The organism is Streptomyces sp. NPDC052687 (assembly GCF_040678395.1).
GTDB lineage: Bacteria > Actinomycetota > Actinomycetes > Streptomycetales > Streptomycetaceae > Streptomyces.
In genome coordinates, this window is sequence record NZ_JBFATR010000030.1 from 41,993 (window position 1) to 59,260 (window position 17,268).

At 72.6% G+C, this 17,268-nt stretch carries 16 protein-coding genes; 10 read left to right on the forward strand and 6 right to left on the reverse strand.

Annotated features, from left to right (window positions below):
• Nucleotides 1-142: 142 nt before the first annotated feature.
• From AB0K92_RS22525 to AB0K92_RS22535, 3 genes are all read right to left on the reverse strand, one after another.
• Nucleotides 143-2,542 (reverse strand): Tex family protein, encoded by a 2,400-nt coding sequence (locus AB0K92_RS22525; RefSeq protein WP_365925508.1) that lies wholly within the window; start codon nt 2,540-2,542, stop codon nt 143-145.
• A 107-nt stretch (nt 2,543-2,649) separates the two neighbouring features.
• Complete coding sequence (locus AB0K92_RS22530; protein WP_277347426.1) at nt 2,650-2,775, reverse strand: LPFR motif small protein; 126 nt, start codon at nt 2,773-2,775, stop codon at nt 2,650-2,652.
• 155 nt (nt 2,776-2,930) lie between these two features.
• Nucleotides 2,931-3,680, reverse strand: a complete 750-nt coding sequence (locus tag AB0K92_RS22535) for an enoyl-CoA hydratase/isomerase family protein (RefSeq protein ID WP_365925510.1) — start codon at nt 3,678-3,680, stop codon at nt 2,931-2,933.
• Between the two features lie 303 nt (nt 3,681-3,983).
• Between AB0K92_RS22535 and AB0K92_RS22540 the strand changes: the two genes are divergently transcribed.
• The gene (locus AB0K92_RS22540; RefSeq protein WP_365925569.1) at nt 3,984-4,460 is read left to right on the forward strand and encodes an ATP-binding protein; all 477 of its coding nucleotides are present in this window, start codon (nt 3,984-3,986) and stop codon (nt 4,458-4,460) included.
• A 161-nt stretch (nt 4,461-4,621) separates the two neighbouring features.
• Here the strand turns inward: AB0K92_RS22540 and idi are convergent, their stop codons facing one another.
• From idi to galE, 3 genes are all read right to left on the reverse strand, one after another.
• A complete protein-coding gene (gene idi, locus AB0K92_RS22545) occupies nt 4,622-5,215 on the reverse strand; it encodes an isopentenyl-diphosphate Delta-isomerase (RefSeq protein WP_365925512.1) in 594 nt (197 codons plus the stop codon).
• A gap of 222 nt (nt 5,216-5,437) precedes the next feature.
• Nucleotides 5,438-6,376 carry a cation diffusion facilitator family transporter gene (locus AB0K92_RS22550; protein WP_365925514.1) on the reverse strand — a complete coding sequence of 313 codons (939 nt, stop codon included), beginning with the start codon at nt 6,374-6,376 and terminating at the stop codon, nt 5,438-5,440.
• Between the two features lie 133 nt (nt 6,377-6,509).
• Entirely contained in the window at nt 6,510-7,481 is a 972-nt protein-coding gene (gene galE, locus AB0K92_RS22555) for a UDP-glucose 4-epimerase GalE (RefSeq protein ID WP_365925516.1), read from the reverse strand.
• 389 nt (nt 7,482-7,870) lie between these two features.
• Between galE and AB0K92_RS22560 the strand changes: the two genes are divergently transcribed.
• The 9 genes from AB0K92_RS22560 to hpnD all read left to right on the forward strand — a co-directional run bounded on the left by AB0K92_RS22560 (nt 7,871) and on the right by hpnD (nt 17,168).
• Nucleotides 7,871-9,697, forward strand: coding sequence for a DUF5941 domain-containing protein (locus AB0K92_RS22560; RefSeq protein WP_365925518.1), 1,827 nt, complete (start codon nt 7,871-7,873; stop codon nt 9,695-9,697).
• Nucleotides 9,694-10,446, forward strand: a complete 753-nt coding sequence (locus AB0K92_RS22565) for a phosphocholine cytidylyltransferase family protein (RefSeq protein WP_365925520.1) — start codon at nt 9,694-9,696, stop codon at nt 10,444-10,446. Before AB0K92_RS22560 ends, AB0K92_RS22565 begins: the two co-directional genes overlap by 4 nt.
• Nucleotides 10,434-11,495 (forward strand): iron-containing alcohol dehydrogenase family protein, encoded by a 1,062-nt coding sequence (locus AB0K92_RS22570; protein ID WP_166003468.1) that lies wholly within the window; start codon nt 10,434-10,436, stop codon nt 11,493-11,495. The genes AB0K92_RS22565 and AB0K92_RS22570 overlap by 13 nt, the downstream gene beginning before the upstream one ends.
• Complete coding sequence (locus AB0K92_RS22575) at nt 11,473-12,252, forward strand: CDP-alcohol phosphatidyltransferase family protein (RefSeq protein ID WP_166003470.1); 780 nt, start codon at nt 11,473-11,475, stop codon at nt 12,250-12,252. Before AB0K92_RS22570 ends, AB0K92_RS22575 begins: the two co-directional genes overlap by 23 nt.
• Nucleotides 12,253-12,278: 26 nt before the next feature.
• Complete coding sequence (locus AB0K92_RS22580; protein WP_365925571.1) at nt 12,279-13,151, forward strand: glycosyltransferase; 873 nt, start codon at nt 12,279-12,281, stop codon at nt 13,149-13,151.
• 98 nt (nt 13,152-13,249) lie between these two features.
• Nucleotides 13,250-14,179 carry an ABC transporter permease gene (locus AB0K92_RS22585; RefSeq protein ID WP_365925522.1) on the forward strand — a complete coding sequence of 310 codons (930 nt, stop codon included), beginning with the start codon at nt 13,250-13,252 and terminating at the stop codon, nt 14,177-14,179.
• Nucleotides 14,172-14,960: an ABC transporter ATP-binding protein gene (locus AB0K92_RS22590; RefSeq protein WP_365925524.1), complete on the forward strand. Its 789-nt coding sequence runs from the start codon at nt 14,172-14,174 to the stop codon at nt 14,958-14,960. Before AB0K92_RS22585 ends, AB0K92_RS22590 begins: the two co-directional genes overlap by 8 nt.
• A 358-nt stretch (nt 14,961-15,318) precedes the next feature.
• On the forward strand, nt 15,319-16,221 hold the full coding sequence (hpnC, locus tag AB0K92_RS22595; protein ID WP_365925526.1) for a squalene synthase HpnC: 903 nt from the start codon (nt 15,319-15,321) through the stop codon (nt 16,219-16,221).
• Entirely contained in the window at nt 16,218-17,168 is a 951-nt protein-coding gene (hpnD, locus tag AB0K92_RS22600) for a presqualene diphosphate synthase HpnD (protein ID WP_365925528.1), read from the forward strand. Before hpnC ends, hpnD begins: the two co-directional genes overlap by 4 nt.
• Nucleotides 17,169-17,268 lie beyond the last annotated feature (100 nt).

Consider the following 17,268-nt stretch of genomic DNA (forward strand, 5'->3'; position numbering starts at 1 on the left):
TCCTGACGTCCGGATCATCCGGCTCGGTGAGCGCCGCCCGCGCTGTGCCGTGGCCCCGGCTCGCCCCGCCCCGCCGGACAGCATCCGGTGACACGGCCCAGGGCCCCCGGCGCAGCGCACCGAGGGCCGGGATCCGTGGGGCTCAGCCCCTGCCGCCCTTCTTCGGGTCGAGCAGGCCCGCGCGGCGCAGCGCGTCGGCCATGGCGCCGTTGGCCGGCGCCGGAGCCTGACGTCCGCCGCCGTTGCCCCCGCTCCCGCTTCCGCGCCCGCGGCCCCCGCCCTGCCGCTGCTGCGGCGGACGGCCGCCCCGCGGCTGACGGCGCTCACCGGACGGCTGCCCGCCCTGCGGGGCCGCCTCGTCGTCCAGTCGCAGCGTCAGCGAGATCCGCTTGCGCGGGATGTCGACGTCGAGCACCTTCACCTTGACGATGTCGCCCGGCTTGACCACGTCACGCGGGTCCTTGACGAACGTCCTCGACATCGCGGACACGTGCACCAGACCGTCCTGGTGGACACCCACGTCGACGAACGCCCCGAACGCGGCCACGTTCGTGACCACGCCCTCCAGGACCATGCCCGGCTCCAGGTCGGAGATCTTCTCCACGCCCTCCTTGAACGAGGCCGTCCGGAACGCGGGCCGCGGGTCGCGGCCCGGCTTCTCCAGCTCCCTGAGGATGTCGGTGACGGTCGGCAGACCGAACGTCTCGTCCACGAAGTCCTGCGGCCTGAGCGAACGCAGCACCCCCGTGTTGCCGATGAGCGCGGCCACCTCCTGGCCGGTGGTCTTCACGATGCGCCGCACCACCGGGTACGCCTCCGGGTGCACGCTGGACGCGTCCAGCGGGTCGTCGCCGCCGCGGATGCGCAGGAAGCCCGCGCACTGCTCGTAGGCCTTCGGGCCCAGCCGCGGCACCTTCTTCAGCTGCGTGCGGGAGGTGAAGGGGCCGTTGGCGTCGCGGTGCGCCACGATGTTCTCCGCCAGCCCGGAGGAGATGCCGGAGACCCGCGCCAGCAGCGGCGCGGAGGCGGTGTTCACGTCCACGCCGACGCCGTTCACACAGTCCTCGACGACCGCGTCCAGGGAGCGCGACAGCTTCACCTCGGACAGGTCGTGCTGGTACTGGCCGACGCCGATCGACTTCGGGTCGATCTTCACCAGCTCGGCCAGCGGGTCCTGCAGCCGGCGCGCGATCGACACCGCGCCGCGCAGCGACACGTCCAGCTCGGGCAGCTCCTGGGAGGCGAACGCCGACGCCGAGTACACCGAGGCGCCCGCCTCGGACACCATCACCTTGGTGAGCTTCAGCTCGGGGTGCCTGGCGATGAGTTCCCCGGCGAGCTTGTCGGTCTCGCGGGACGCGGTGCCGTTGCCGATCGCGATCAGCTCGACCGCGTGGGTCTTCGCCAGCCGGGCCAGCTGGGCGATCGCCTCGTCCCACTTGTTGGCCGGGACGTGCGGGTAGATCACGTCCGTGGCGACGACCTTGCCGGTGGCGTCGACGACGGCCACCTTCACGCCCGTACGGAAACCGGGGTCCAGGCCCAGCGTGGCGCGCGTGCCCGCCGGGGCCGCCAGCAGCAGGTCCCGCAGGTTCGCCGCGAACACCTTGACCGCCTCGTCCTCGGCGGCCGTGCGCAGCCGCAGCCGCAGGTCGATGCCGAGGTGGACGAGGACGCGGGTGCGCCAGGCCCAGCGGACCGTGTCCGTCAGCCACTTGTCGGCGGGGCGGCCCCGGTCGGCGATGCCGAAGCGGTGCGCGATCATCCCCTCGTACGACGACGGCCCGTCGGTGGGCTCCTCCGGCTCCAGGACGAGATCCAGGACCTCCTCCTTCTCACCGCGCAGCATCGCGAGGATCCGGTGCGAGGGCAGCTCGGTGAAGGGCTCCGCGAAGTCGAAGTAGTCGGAGAACTTCGCGCCGGCCTCCTCCTTGCCCTCCCGCACCCTGGCCACGAGCCGCCCGCGCACCCACATGCGCTCGCGCAGCTCGCCGATCAGGTCGGCGTCCTCCGAGAACCGCTCGGTGAGGATGGCGCGCGCGCCGTCCAGCGCGGCCTGCGCGTCGGCGACGCCCTTGGCGGGGTCCACGAAGGCCGCGGCGGCGGCCGCCGGCTCGACGGTCGGGTCGCCCAGCAGGCCGTCCGCCAGCGGCTCGAGACCGGCCTCGCGGGCGATCTGCGCCTTGGTGCGGCGCTTGGGCTTGAACGGCAGATAGATGTCCTCCAGGCGCGCCTTCGTCTCGGCGCCCCGGATCCGGGCCTCCAGCTCCTCGGTCAGCTTGCCCTGCTCGCGCACCGAGTCCAGGATCGCGGCGCGCCGCTCCTCCAGCTCCCGCAGATAGCGCAGCCGCTCCTCGATCGTGCGCAGCTGCGCGTCGTCGAGCATCTCGGTCGCTTCCTTGCGGTAGCGCGCGATGAAGGGCACCGTCGAACCGCCGTCCAGCAGCTCGACGGCGGCCTTGACCTGCCGCTCCCTGACGCCGAGCTCCTCGGCGATCCTGCCTTCGATGGACCCTGCTCCGAGGGACCCGGGTGTCGTCACGATCCCGTACCGCCTTCTCACTCCGGTTGCGCGGCAATTGTGGCAGGTGGCACCGACAACCGGGGCTCAGGGCCGGTCGGGCGTCAGGACGCGGCGCGGCGCGCCCCCTACGCCCGGCGCCCGGAGGCCGAGGCGCCGCCGAAGAGCCGGGCCAGCGCGCGGAAGGGCAGGGTGACCACCGTGGCGATGGCGCCGCCGATCTGTCGCAGTACGTCCGCGATTGCACGGAACACGTCGATCTCCTCTTCGTCGTCCATGGTTCCGGGTCACTGCTACGCGGCGTCGGGTACCTCACCCGGCCCCCGGCACACATGGCGGAAGAGGTGGGGCGCTGCTCACGCCCGGGACCGCAGCGCACCGGGCCGGGGAGCACGGGCCAGGAGCCGCTTCATCCTGACGTCGTCCAGGTGAAGCGCGGCGAGCGGCGCTCCAGGAACGCGGCGACGCCCTCCGCTGTGTCGCCGCTCTCCCGCGCCCGCGCGACCCAGTGCTCGTCCCGGTCGGTCCGCCCGTTCGCGAACTCCTTGGCCGCCGCCTGCGTCAGCTGCGAGCGCGCCGTGAGGATCCGGGTGAACTCGGCCACGCGCTTGCCGAGTTCGCCCTCCGGCAGCACCTCGTCCACCAGCCCCGTCCGCAGCGCCCGCTCCGCGTCGATCAACTCGCCGGAGAACAGCAGGTATTTCGCGGTGGCCGGGCCCACCAGCGACACCAGCCGCCGGGTGGAGGACGCCGGGTAGACGATCCCGAGCTTCGCCGGCGTCACCCCGAACAGCGCGCCCTGCTCCGCGAACCGCAGATCACAGGCCGCCGCGAGCTGCGAGCCACCGCCCACACAGTGCCCCCGGACCGCCGCCAGCGTCGGCTTCGGGAACGCCGCGAGCGCCTCCTCGGCGGCCACCGCCAGCCCCTGCGCCTCCTCGGGTGACCCCTGGAGCGTGGAGATGTCGGCGCCCGCGCAGAAGGTGGCGCCGTCACCCGTCAGCACCAGCGCGCGGACCTCCGGATCGGCGGCCAGCGCGTCGAGCAGCGGCGGCAGCGCCCGCCACATCGCGGCGGTCATGGCGTTGCGCTTGGCCGGGTGGCGGATGACGACGGTGGCGACCGAGTCGGCGACGCGGTGCAGCAGCTGGGGCTCCATGCGCGGGATGCTAGCGCCGGCCCTCGTCCACCGGGATCGCCACCCGCCTCGCACTGGCCTCCTGGCCGAGCGGCAGCCCGTATGCGGACCGGGCGGAGGGGGACGACAAACCCGTACAACCCGAATAGTTCGCAAAGTCGGCACGGGCGGGACAGGAGCAGTCCCCCAACTGACCGCGTCATACGCCAACGGTGCAAAAACGAGCGATAATCGCTGACTTGTGTTCAGCTCTCCGACACGGCCGGGCCCGTTGTCACCATTCGACGTGTGGTGACAATCGAGCGCGAGGGTGGCGACCGGACGATGGCAGGCGGCGCAGAGGCACCCCTTGAGGAGAAGACGCCCGATCCGCTGCCGTACGAGGGCGTGTGGAGGTTCACCGCCCCCGCCGTCGACGCCTCGGTCCCGCAGGCCCGGCACGCCGTACGGGACCTGCTGCTGCGTCAGTCCGTCCCCATCTGCGACGACACCGCCCAGGGGCTGCTGCTGATCGTGTCGGAGCTGGTCACGAACGCCGTCCGGCACGCGGCGCTGCTGTCGCCGATGCTCGCCGTGGAGGTCGCCGTGGGTGCCGACTGGGTACGGGTCTCGGTGGAGGACAACCATCCGTACCGCCCCACGGCCCTGGAGGCCGACCACGCGCAGACCGGCGGCCGGGGACTGCTCCTGGTCCGGGAGATCACCCGGGAGGCGGGCGGGGTGTGCGACGTCGAGCACACGGCGAGCGGCGGCAAGGTGATCTGGGCCGCCCTGCCCCTCGCCCCCGCGCGCCCGGCCTGAAAACGCTCGGTAGAGCGGACGCGCCCGGTCGAGGGGACACGCCCGGCAGAGCGGACGCGCCCGGTCGAGGGGACGCGCCCGGTCGAAGGGACGCGTCCGGCCCGGCCACCGGGGCCCGGCCGCAGACACCGCATCCGGGTTCCGGGCGGCCCCGGCGGTGGCTACCAGCCCGCCGACGGCCCGGTCAGTTCCCTGATCGCCGGGCGGGCCGCGTCCAGCACCGTCATGAACCACGCCGAGAACGGGCCCCCGGCGTGCCGCTCCGCCAGCTCGGCCGAGGTCACGAACGCGGTGGCGCCGACCTCCTCCGGGTCCGGCGCGAGCGGCGACTGCACCAGGCCCACGAACAGGTGGTTGTACTCCTGCTCCACCAGACCGGACGCCGGGTCCGGGTGGTTGTAGCGCACCGTGCCCGCCGCGGCCAGCAGCGACGGGGAGACCCCCAGCTCCTCGTACGTACGCCGGGCCGCCGCCGCGAAGGGCGCCTCACCGGGGTACGGATGACCGCAGCACGAGTTGGACCACACGCCGGGGGAGTGGTACTTGCCGAGCGCCCGCTGCTGCAGCAGCAGCCGGCCCCGCTCGTCGAACAGGAAGACCGAGAAGGCCCGGTGCAACTGCCCGGGGGGCTGATGGGCCGCCAGCTTCTCCGCGGTGCCGATCGTGACGCCGTTCTCGTCGACCAGTTCCAGCAAGATCGCGTCCGCGGTGCCGCTCGACGTGCTGTGCGTCGCGGTGGCAGGTGTGATCGGCATACCCATCCTTCGCCTCGTTCCTCGCGCCCCAGTCTGCCGTACGAATCCGGCACTCCCGGCACTTCCCGGCCCGGCCCGCATGTCCCGACCGGGACGCCATCGGGAAAGGGGCCCGGTAGGTGATCGTGCCCGGGGCGCTGTGCCAGGAACCGTGCGCACTGGTGTGCGGTCAGCCCGGCCGGTGCTGCCACTGACACAGCCGGTGGCGGCGCCCCGGCCGTGTCAGTGACACAGCCGGGCCTCGTGCTCCGCGTGGCCGCTCGGCTCCAGCTGGAACGTGCAGTGCTCCACGTCGAAGTGGTCGCCGAGACACCCCTGCAGCTCGTGCAGCATCTTCTCGTGCCCGATCGCGCCGAGCAGGTCGGGGCGGACGACGACGTGCGCGGACAGCACCGGCATGCCCGAGGTGATCGTCCACGCGTGCAGGTCGTGCACGTCCTCCACGCCGTCCAGCGCCAGTATGTGGGCGCGCACCTCCGCCATGTCGACGCCCTTCGGCGCCGACTCCAGCAGCACGTCCAGCGTCTCGCGCAGCAGCTTCAGGGTGCGCGGCACGATCATCAGCCCGATGACCAGCGAGGCGATCGGGTCGGCGGCCTGCCAGCCGGTGGTGAGGATCACCGCCGCCGAGATCAGCACCGCCACCGAGCCCAGGGCGTCCGCCGCCACCTCGAGAAAGGCGCCGCGCACGTTCAGACTCTCCTTCTGGCCGCGCATCAGCAGGGTGAGCGAGATCATGTTCGCCACCAGGCCGATCCCGCCGAACACCAGGGTCAGTCCGCCCTCGGTGCCCGCCGGGGTGATGAACCGCTGGATCGCCTCGTACAGCACATACCCGCCGACGCCGAGCAGCAGCAGACAGTTGGCGAGCGCGGCCAGGATCTCGGCGCGGGCATAGCCGAAGGTCCGCTTCTCGGTCGGGGGCAGGTTGGCGAAGTGGATCGCCAGCAGGGCCATGCCGAGCCCCAGCGCGTCCGTCGCCATGTGGGCCGCGTCGGCGATCAGCGCGAGCGAGTCCGCCAGCACCCCGCCGGCGATCTCCACCAGCATCACGGTGATCGTGATCCCCAGCGCGATCCGCAGCCGGCCCCGGTACGCCGCGGCGGCCGTACCGGAGGCCGGTACGGCGTGCGCGTGTCCGTGGTCGTGCCCAGCCCCCATGAAAGCCGCCTCCCGTGATCGGTCCGGATCACAGTGAACTACGGGTGGGGGGTATCGGGCAACGCGGCACTGAACACCGTTGTCATATGCTCTGACCTGCGGAAACGATCCGCTGGTCAGAGCGCTGCGCTGCTCAGCGGCCGTGGTGCAGCAGCCAGCCCCGCCACGCCGATTCGACCATCTCGCGTACCCCTCGGCCGGCCGTCCACCCGAGTTCGGCCGCGGCCCGCCCGGCGGCGGCGACGGCGCGCGGGGCGTCCCCGGCGCGGCGCGGCTCGACGACGGCCGGCCGGGTGTCGCCGGTCACCTCGCCGATCAGCGTGATCAGCTCCCGCACCGAGACGCCCTCGCCGCGGCCGATGTTCAGCGTCAGATCGCCCGCCGCGTCCCCGCCGGACAGCCGGCGGACCGCCGCGAGGTGGGCATCGGCGAGGTCGGCGACATGGATGTAGTCGCGCACACAGGTGCCGTCCGGGGTCGGATAGTCGTCGCCGAAGATCCGCGGCGCCTCGTCGCGGGTCAGCCGGTCGAAGACCATCGGCACGACGTTGTGGACGCCGGTGTCGGCCAGCTCGGGGGTGGCCGCGCCGGCCACGTTGAAGTACCGCAGGCACACGGTCGCGATGCCGTGCGCCCGGCCCGCGGCCCGTACCAGCCACTCACCGGCCAGCTTGGTCTCGCCGTACGGGTTCACCGGCGCGCAGGGCGTGTCCTCCGTGATGAGGTCCACATCCGGGTTGCCGTAGACGGCCGCCGAGGACGAGAACAGGAACCGCCGGATCCCGGCCGCGGCGACCGCGTCCAGCAGCGTCGCCAGCCCGCCCACGTTCTCCTGGTAGTACCAGGTGGGGCGCGCGACCGACTCGGCCACCTGCTTGCGCGCGGCGAGATGCACCACACCGGTCACCTCGTGCTCGGCGAAGACCCGCTTCAGCAGCTCCGCGTCCGTCGCCGAGCCCCGCACCAGCGGCACGCCGTCCGGCAGCCGCGCGGGCACCCCCGCCGACAGATCGTCCAGGGCGACGACCCGCTCCCCGGCCCCGGTCATGGCCCGTGCCACATGAGCCCCGATGTATCCGGCACCGCCGGTGATCAGCCACGTCATGGTCGCCCACCCTAATCCGGCCTCCGCCGGGGAGCCGAGTCCGCACGGCACGGCCGGCCCGCTCCCCGCGGCTGCGGGCACCGCTCCGCCACGCTCCGGAACCGCCCCCTCACCGCCGCCGCGCGCCTCGATCGTCGTATGTCATGAATGTCCGTTCTGGACGTGTGGTTTTGTGCCCCGGCCCCCGGAGCCCTCATGATGATCACGGCGGAGCGGCGCGCGGCGCGGGGCGTCCGGGCCGTGAACAGGCGGTGAACACGGGCCTCCGATCATCCGATAGCCTCTGCCGACATGCCGCCGCCTGGCGCAGCCGATGGGCAGCCCAAGGGGCGCCCCCACCATGTTCAGGCCCGGCGCCGTCCGCGTCGGCACGCAGGGAGTGAGTTCGGTTGTCGACCGCCATCCTCACCGGTCAGCCGGTCCCCGGATCGTCGATCGAGGGCGATCTGCGGTCCCTCGGCTTCGAGGTGCGCACCGCCGCCGACGCCGCCGACGCCGAGACACTGCTCGCGCAGGTACCCGGTGACCAGCGCGTCGCGGTCGTCGACGCGCGCTTCGTCGGTCATGTGCACGCCCTGCGGCTCGGTCTGACCGACCCCCGCTTCCCGCTGGCCGCCATCCCCGGCGCCGTCACGGCCCAGCCGGCCGGCCGCCAGGCCCTGACCCGTGCGATGGCCCGCGAGAACACCTCCGGCAGCGGCACCGCCCCCGCCGACGGCGACACCGCGCTCGCCGTGGCCGGCCTCGCCGACCGCGTCGTCACCGCGCTCGACGCGGACGGCGCCGCCGTGCACCGCCCCGAGCTGGGCAGCCTCGTCGCCACCGTCCCCACGGACCCGCAGACCCGCAACGAGGCCCGCCAGGCCGTGGCCGCCGTCGATGACGAGGCGATCCGGCTGAAGTCCGCCGTGAAGGCCCGCGACGGCTTCTTCACGACCTTCTTCATCAGCCCGTACTCCCGCTACATCGCCCGCTGGTGCGCCCGCCGCGGCCTGACCCCCAACCAGGTCACCACCGCCTCCCTGCTCACCGCGCTGATCGCGGCGGGCTGCGCGGCCACCGGCACCCGCGGCGGCTTCGTCGCGGCCGGTGTCCTGCTGATCGCCTCCTTCGTGCTGGACTGCACCGACGGCCAGCTCGCCCGCTACTCCCTGCAGTACTCCACCCTCGGCGCCTGGCTCGACGCCACCTTCGACCGCGCCAAGGAGTACTCCTACTACGCGGGCCTCGCCCTCGGCGCCGCCCGCGGCGGCGACGACGTCTGGGCGCTCGCCCTCGGCGCGATGGTCCTCCAGACCTGCCGGCACGTGGTCGACTTCTCCTTCAACGAGGCCAACCACGACGCCACCGCCAACACCAGCCCCACCGCCGCCCTCTCCGACAAGCTGGACAGCGTCGGCTGGACGGTCTGGGTGCGCCGCATGATCGTCCTGCCGATCGGCGAACGCTGGGCGATGATCGCCGTCCTGACCGCCGTCACCACCCCCCGCATCACCTTCTACGCCCTGCTCATCGGCTGCGGCTTCGCCGCCACCTACACCACCGCGGGCCGCGTGCTGCGCTCGCTGACCCGCAAGGCGCAGCGGACCGGCCGGGCGGCGACCGCGCTCGCCGACCTCGCCGACTCCGGCCCGCTCGCCCAGGCCCTCGCCAGGGCGCTCGGGAACCCCGCCCGCCGGCTGCCCGGCTTCGCCGTCCCGGCGCTCGCCCTGCTCGGCGGCGCCGCGGTCGTCGCCACCGCCGCGTTCACCGGCTCCGGCCCATGGACGGTCGTCGCCGCCCTCGGCTACACCCTCACCTCCGGCCTCGCTGTCGCCCGCCCCCTCAAGGGCGCCCTCGACTGGCTCGTCCCGCCGTTCTTCCGCGCCGCCGAGTACGGCACGGTGCTCGCACTCGCGGTCGACGCGGGGGTGAACGGAGTGCTGCCGGTGGCTTTCGGGCTGGTGGCGGCCGTCGCCTACCATCACTACGACACGGTGTACCGCATCCGCGGCAACGCCGGCGCGCCCCCGGCCTGGCTGGTGCGCGCCACCGGGGGACACGAGGGGCGGACCCTGCTCGTCACCGTCCTGGCCGCGGTGCTCACCGCCGCGCAGTTCACGGTCGCGCTCACGGCCCTCGCCGTGGCCGTCGCCCTGCTGGTGCTCGTCGAGAGCATCCGCTTCTGGGTCTCCGCTGGAGCCCCTGCCGTACACGATGAAGGAGAACCCGCATGATCGGCCTCGTGCTGGCGGCCGGCGCCGGACGGCGTCTGCGCCCCTACACCGACAGCCTGCCCAAGGCGCTGGTGCCGGTGGGGCCCGCGGGCATAGAGGGCGAACCGACGGTTCTCGACCTGACCCTCGCCAACTTCGCCGAGGTCGGCCTGACCGAGGCCGCCATCATCGTCGGCTACCGCAAGGAGGCCGTGTACGAGCGCAAGGCGGCCCTGGAGGCGAAGTACGGCCTGAAGCTCACCCTCATCGACAACGACAAGGCCGAGGAGTGGAACAACGCCTACTCGCTGTGGTGCGGCCGTGACGCCCTCAAGGACGGCGTGATCCTCGCCAACGGCGACACCGTCCACCCGGTCTCCGTCGAGAAGACCCTGCTCGCCGCCCGCGGCCAGGGCAAGAAGATCATCCTCGCCCTCGACACGGTGAAGAGCCTGGCCGAGGAGGAGATGAAGGTCGTCGTCGACCCCGAGAAGGGCATGACGAAGATCACCAAGCTGATGGACCCGGCCGAGGCCACCGGCGAGTACATCGGCGTCACCCTCATCGAGGGCGACGCCGCCCCGGAGCTGGCCGACGCGCTGAAGACGGTCTGGGAGACCGACCCGCAGCAGTTCTACGAGCACGGCTACCAGGAGCTGGTGGGCCGCGGCTTCCGCATCGACGTCGCGCCGATCGGCGAGGTCGACTGGGTGGAGATCGACAACCACGACGATCTCGCCCGGGGACGGGAGATCGCGTGCCGGTACTGACCAGGCTCATCCCCTCCCCGCTCGTCGTCGACATCCGCCCCGGCGCCCTCGACGACCTGGCCTGCGTCCTCGCCGACGAGCGCATCTCGCACTCCGGCCGGCTCGCCGTCGCTGTCAGCGGCGGCTCGGGCGCGAGGCTGCGCGAGCGGGTCGCCCCCCAGCTGCCCGGCGCCACCTGGTACGAGGTCGGCGGCGGCACCCTCGACGACGCGGTCCGGCTGGCGAGCGACATAAAGGCCGGCCACTACGACGCGGTCGTCGGCCTCGGCGGCGGCAAGATCATCGACTGCGCCAAGTTCGCCGCGGCACGCGTCGGCCTGCCCCTGGTCGCCGTCCCGACGAACCTCGCGCACGACGGCCTGTGCTCGCCGGTCGCCACCCTCGACAACGACGCCGGGCGCGGCTCCTACGGCGTGCCCAACCCGATCGCCGTCGTCATCGACCTCGACGTCATCCGCGAGGCCCCGGTCCGCTACGTCCGGGCCGGCATCGGCGACGCCGTCTCCAACGTCTCCGCCATCGCGGACTGGGAGCTGGCCAACCGGGTCAAGGGCGAGAAGATCGACGGGCTGGCCGCGGCCATGGCCCGCCAGGCCGGCGAGGCCGTGCTGCGCCACCCCGGCGGCATCGGGGACAACGACTTCCTCCAGGTGCTCGCCGAGGCGCTGGTCCTCAGCGGTATCGCCATGTCCGTGTCGGGCGACTCCCGCCCGTCCTCCGGGGCGTGCCACGAGATCAACCACGCCTTCGACCTGCTGTTCCCCAAGCGGGCCGCGGCCCACGGCGAGCAGTGCGGGCTGGGCGCGGCCTTCGCGATGTACCTGCGCGGGGCCCACGAGCAGTCGGCGTACATGGCCGGGGTGCTGCGCCGGCACGGCCTGCCGGTGCTGCCCGAGGAGATCGGCTTCACCCCGGAGGAGTTCGTCCGGGTCGTCGAGTTCGCCCCGGAGACCCGGCCCGGCCGCTACACGATCCTCGAGCACCTCGACCTGAAAACCGACCAGATCAAGGACATCTACGCCGACTATGTCAAGGCCATCGGTAGCTGAACTCCGCCCGGTCGTCCACCCCCCGGGGGTGAAGGACCGGCGCAGCGGTGAGCACTGGATGGGACGCCTCTACATGCGTGAGGTGTCCCTGCGGGTCGACCGCTACCTGGTGAACACCAGGGTCACGCCCAACCAGCTCACGTACCTGATGACCGTCTGCGGCGTCCTCGCGGCCCCGGCACTGCTGGTGCCGGGGATCCCGGGGGCGGTGCTCGGCGTGATCATGGTCCAGCTGTATCTGCTGCTCGACTGCGTCGACGGCGAGATCGCCCGCTGGAAGAAGCAGTACTCGCTCGGCGGGGTCTACCTGGACCGCGTCGGCGCCTACCTCACCGACGCCGCCGTCCTCGTCGGGCTCGGGCTGCGCGCCGCCGACCTGTGGGGCGAGGGCCGCATCGACTGGCTGTGGGCCTTCCTCGGCACCCTGGCCGCGCTCGGCGCGATCCTGATCAAGGCCGAGACCGACCTCGTCGGGGTGGCCCGCCACCAGGCCGGCAAGCCGCCGGTGCAGGAGTCCGCGGCCGAGCCGCGCTCCTCCGGCATGGCGCTGGCCCGCCGGGCCGCCGCCGCGCTGAAGTTCCACCGGCTGATCCTCGGCATCGAGGCCTCGCTGCTGATCCTGGTCCTGGCCATCGCCGACCACGTCGACGGCGGCCTGTTCTTCACCCGGCTCGGCACCGCCGTCCTCGCGGGCATCGCGCTGCTGCAGACCGTGCTGCACCTGGTGTCGATCCTCGCGTCGAGCAGGCTGAGGTGAGGCCGGTGGCGGCATCGGAGACCTCCCTGAAGGTCGGCGCGGTGATCATCACCATGGGCAACCGCCCCGAGGAACTGCGCGCCCTCCTCGACTCGGTCGCCAAGCAGGACGGCGACCCCGTCGAGGTCGTGGTGGTCGGCAACGGCTCGCCCGTCCCGGACGTCCCCGAGGGCGTGCGCACCATCGAGCTGCCCGAGAACCTGGGCATCCCCGGCGGCCGCAACGTCGGCATCGAGGCCTTCGGGCCCGGCGGCCGCGACGTCGACATCCTGCTCTTCCTCGACGACGACGGCCTGCTCGCCCGCACCGACACCGCCGAGCTGTGCCGCAGGGCGTTCGCCGCCGACGACCGGCTCGGCATCATCAGCTTCCGCATCGCCGACCCCGACACCGGCGTCACCCAGCGCCGCCACGTGCCGCGGCTGCGCGCCTCGGACCCGATGCGCTCCTCGCGGGTCACCACCTTCCTCGGCGGCGCCAACGCCGTCCGTACGAAGGTCTTCGCCGAGGTCGGCGCACTGCCGGACGAGTTCTTCTACGCGCACGAGGAGACCGACCTCGCCTGGCGGGCCCTCGACGCGGGCTGGATGATCGACTACCGGTCGGACATGGTGCTGTACCACCCGACGACCGCCCCCTCCCGGCACGCGGTCTACCACCGGATGGTCGCCCGCAACCGGGTCTGGCTGGCCCGGCGCAACCTGCCCGCCCTGCTCGTCCCCGTGTATCTGGGCGTCTGGCTGCTGCTGACCCTGGCGCGCCGCCCGTCGCGGCCCGCGCTGAAGGCGTGGTTCGGCGGATTCCGGGAAGGCTGGTCGACGCCGTGCGGTCCCCGCCGGCCCATGAAGTGGCGTACGGTGTGGCGGCTGACCCGGCTGGGCCGGCCCCCGGTGATCTGACAAGCTCGTCCCTGAGCGTCGCAGCCGGGCCGCGGCCCGGCCCCGCTCACGCCAGGCCCGCACCGGCCGCGCATCTTCGAAGACGAAAGTGTCCAGTAGTGAGTGAGACAACGCACGACGGCGGAGTCGCCGTGACCGAGCCACCGTCGCCCGACGAGCGGCTGACGCCGGCCGAGCTCGCCGCGAAGTACGGCCTGACCGTCAGCGGCGCCCGGCCCTCGCTCGTCGAGTACGTCCGCCGGCTGTGGGGGCGGCGTCACTTCATCGTCGCCTTCTCCCAGGCCAAGCTGACCGCCCAGTACAGCCAGGCCAAGCTCGGCCAGCTGTGGCAGGTCGCCACCCCGCTGCTCAACGCGCTCGTCTACTACCTGATCTTCGGGCTGATCCTGAACGCGGGCCGCGGCATGTCCAAGGACGTGTACATCCCGTTCCTGGTCACCGGCGTCTTCGTCTTCACCTTCACCCAGTCCTCGGTGATGGCCGGCGTCCGCGCGATCTCCGGCAACCTCGGCCTGGTGCGGGCCCTGCACTTCCCGCGCGCCTCGCTGCCGATCTCCTTCGCGCTCCAGCAGCTCCAGCAGCTGCTGTTCTCGATGGTCGTGCTGGTCGCGGTGGCCTGCGGCTTCGGCAGCTACCCCGACCTGTCCTGGCTGCTGATCGTGCCGGTGCTGCTCCTGCAGTTCCTGTTCAACACCGGCCTCGCCCTGATCGTGGCGCGGATGGGCGCGAAGACCCCGGACCTCGCCCAGCTGATGCCGTTCGTGATGCGCACCTGGATGTACGCCTCCGGGGTGATGTTCTCCATCCCGATCATGCTGGAGGGCAAGCCGGCCTGGATCGCGGACGTCCTGCAGTGGAACCCCGCCGCCATCTACATGGACCTGATGCGGTTCGCGCTGATCGACGGCTACGGCTCCGAGAACCTGCCCCCGCACGTGTGGGCGGTCGCCCTCGGCTGGGCGGTGCTCGTCGCCGTCGGCGGCTTCGTGTACTTCTGGAAGGCGGAGGAGAGGTACGGCCGTGGCTGAGCAGCGCCCGGGGGAGCGGATCCCCACCGTCATCGCCGACGACCTGCACATCGTCTACCGCGTCAACGGCGCCAGGACCGGCAAGGGCAGCGCCACCGCCGCGCTCAGCCGGATGCTCAGGCGGGGCTCCGACGACACGGCGCGCGGAGTGCGCAAGGTGCACGCCGTGCGCGGCGTCTCCTTCGTCGCCTACCGCGGCGAGGCCATCGGCCTGATCGGCTCCAACGGCTCCGGCAAGTCCACCCTGCTGCGCGCCATCGCCGGCCTGCTCCCCGCCGAGAAGGGCAAGGTCTACACCGACGGCCAGCCCTCGCTCCTCGGGGTGAACGCGGCCCTGATGAACGACCTCACCGGCGAGCGCAACGTCATATTGGGCGGGCTCGCCATGGGCATGTCCCGCGAGCAGATCAAGGAGCGCTACCAGGAGATCGTCGACTTCTCCGGCATCAACGAGAAGGGCGACTTCATCACCCTGCCGATGCGCACCTACTCCTCCGGCATGGCCGCCCGGCTGCGGTTCTCCATCGCGGCCGCGAAGGACCACGACGTCCTCATGATCGACGAGGCGCTGGCCACCGGCGACCGCAAGTTCCAGAAGCGCTCCGAGGACCGCATCCGGGAGCTGCGCAAGGAGGCCGGCACGGTCTTCCTGGTCAGCCACAACAACAAGTCCATCCGCGACACCTGCAACCGCGTGCTCTGGCTGGAGCGCGGCGAGCTGCGGATGGACGGGCCGACCGACGAGGTCCTGAAGGAGTACGAGAAGTTCACGGGCAAGTGACCCCGTGCGCCCAGGGCCCCGCCGGAACCGCTCCGGCGGGGCCCGGCGTGTGCGAAGAAGACGTCAACTCGGGCCGCGGGCCGGAATCTTGAGGCCGATCGGTGTGTTGTCGTGATGCGCGGGACACCCTCGCGGACCGGTCCGCGTTGTACAACGTAAGCTGTACCGGTGCCGAATCGCGGCAAGTGGGGAGATAATGCGCGCCTCCCTCCGCCGGGCGGCCAGGCGAACGCCGGGCGGCGTGTCCGAAATAGTGTGAATTGGGTCGGCAGTGTAGAACGGGAGATGTGACGGCAATGGCTACGGAAACTCCCCGGCTCCCCGAAGCATGTGCCGTCCCCGCCCGAGGCAGCGCACGGTGACGGCGGTCGGCACCGCGCACCGCGCCGACCCGGAGCGCACCACGCTCGACAAGGCCGCGGGCGAGAACTTCCCCGTGGCCCCGTTCTTCCTGCCCCGGGCCTGGCGCGCCGACCTGATGGCGGTCTACGGCTTCGCCCGCCTCGTCGACGACATCGGCGACGGCGACCTCGCCCCCGGCGGCGCCGACGCCCGCCTGCTCGGCGTCTCCCCGGACCGGGCCGAGGACCGCCTGGCCCTGCTCGACGCCTTCGAGGCCGACCTGCGCCGGGTCTTCGACGGCGAACCCCGCCACCCGCTGCTGCGCCGGCTCCAGCGGACCGTCCGCCGCTGCTCGCTCACCCCCGAGCCGTTCCTCGGGCTGATCGCCGCCAACCGCCAGGACCAGCTCGTCGGCCGCTACGAGACCTACGACGACCTGCTCGCCTACTGCGAACTGTCCGCCAACCCCGTCGGCCGTCTGGTCCTCGCCGTCACCGGCACCGCCACCCCCGAGCGGGTCCGCCGCTCCGACATGATCTGCACCGCCCTGCAGATCGTCGAACACCTCCAGGACGTCGCCGAGGACCTCGGCCGCGACCGGATCTACCTGCCCGCCGCGGACATGAGGCGCTTTCACGTCCGGGAGGCGGACCTCGCCGCCCCCTCGGCGGGCGCGTCGGTGCGCGCCCTGGTCGCGTACGAAGCGCAACGCGCCCGCGATCTGCTGAATGAGGGCGCCCCCCTCGTGGGTAGCGTGCACGGCAGGCTCAGGCTGCTGCTCGCGGGGTTCGTGGCGGGGGGAAGGGCGGCCGTCGACGCGATCGCCGCCGCCGACTACGACGTACTTCCCGGCCCGCCCAAGCCCGGCAAGCTCCGGTTGCTGCGCGCGGTGGGCGTGACTCTGCGAGGAGAGGGGTGATCCGGGCCGTGGAGTCGGAACCACACGTGTCCGCACCGGTACTCGCCGCCTACCGTTACTGCGAGGCCGTCACCGGCCAGCAGGCCCGCAACTTCGCCTACGGCATCCGGCTGCTGCCGACGCCCAAGCGCCGCGCGATGTCGGCGCTGTACGCGTTCTCCCGGCGCGTCGACGACATCGGCGACGGCGCGCTCACCGGCGAGGTGAAGACAGCCAGGCTCGAGGAGACCCGGTCGCTGCTCACCCGGATCCGCGAGGACGACATCGACGAGGACGACACCGACCCGGTCGGCGTCGCCCTCGCGCACGCCGCCCGGACCTTCCCGATCCCGCTCGGCGGCCTGGACGAGCTGATCGACGGCGTGCTGATGGACGTGCGCGGCGAGACCTACGAGACCTGGGACGACCTCAAGCGCTACTGCCGCTGTGTGGCCGGCGCCATCGGCCGCCTCTCCCTCGGCGTGTTCGGCACCGAACCGGGAGCCCGCGACGCCGAACGCGCCCCCGAGTACGCCGACACCCTCGGGCTGGCCCTCCAGCTGACCAACATCCTGCGCGACGTCCGCGAGGACGCCGAGGGCGGGCGCACCTATCTGCCCGCCGACGACCTGGCCAAGTTCGGCTGCTCGGGCGGGTTCGCCGGGCCGACCCCGCCGGAGGGCTCCGACTTCGCCGGCCTCGTCCACTTCGAGGTCCGCCGCGCCCGCGCCCTGTTCGCCGAGGGCTACCAGCTGCTCCCCATGCTCGACCGGCGCAGCGGCGCCTGCGTCGCCGCCATGGCCGGCATCTACCGCCGCCTCCTGGACCGCATCGAACGCGACCCCGAGGCGGTGCTGCGCGGCCGCGTCTCCCTGCCGGGACGGGAGAAGGCCTACGTCGCCGTCCGCGGCCTGTCCGGCCTCGACACCCGCCACGTCACCCGGCGCACCGTCAGGAGGCGCGTCTGATGCGGCACACGGTCAAGCGGGACGCAACCCTCCGCCGCGAGGGCGCGTCCCTGTCGGCGGCGGTCCGTACCGGAAGCCGCCCGCGCGGCGCGGGCGCGGG

Coding starts and splice junctions, on each gene's coding strand:
- AB0K92_RS22535 (WP_365925510.1), bottom strand. CDS start 3,680: ATGGAGCCCCAGCTGCTGCACCGCGTCGCCGACTCGGTCGCCACCGTC.
- AB0K92_RS22540 (WP_365925569.1), top strand. CDS start 3,984: ATGGCAGGCGGCGCAGAGGCACCCCTTGAGGAGAAGACGCCCGATCCG.
- idi (WP_365925512.1), bottom strand. CDS start 5,215: ATGCCGATCACACCTGCCACCGCGACGCACAGCACGTCGAGCGGCACC.
- AB0K92_RS22550 (WP_365925514.1), bottom strand. CDS start 6,376: ATGGGGGCTGGGCACGACCACGGACACGCGCACGCCGTACCGGCCTCC.
- galE (WP_365925516.1), bottom strand. CDS start 7,481: ATGACGTGGCTGATCACCGGCGGTGCCGGATACATCGGGGCTCATGTG.
- AB0K92_RS22565 (WP_365925520.1), top strand. CDS start 9,694: ATGATCGGCCTCGTGCTGGCGGCCGGCGCCGGACGGCGTCTGCGCCCC.
- AB0K92_RS22575 (WP_166003470.1), top strand. CDS start 11,473: ATGTCAAGGCCATCGGTAGCTGAACTCCGCCCGGTCGTCCACCCCCCG.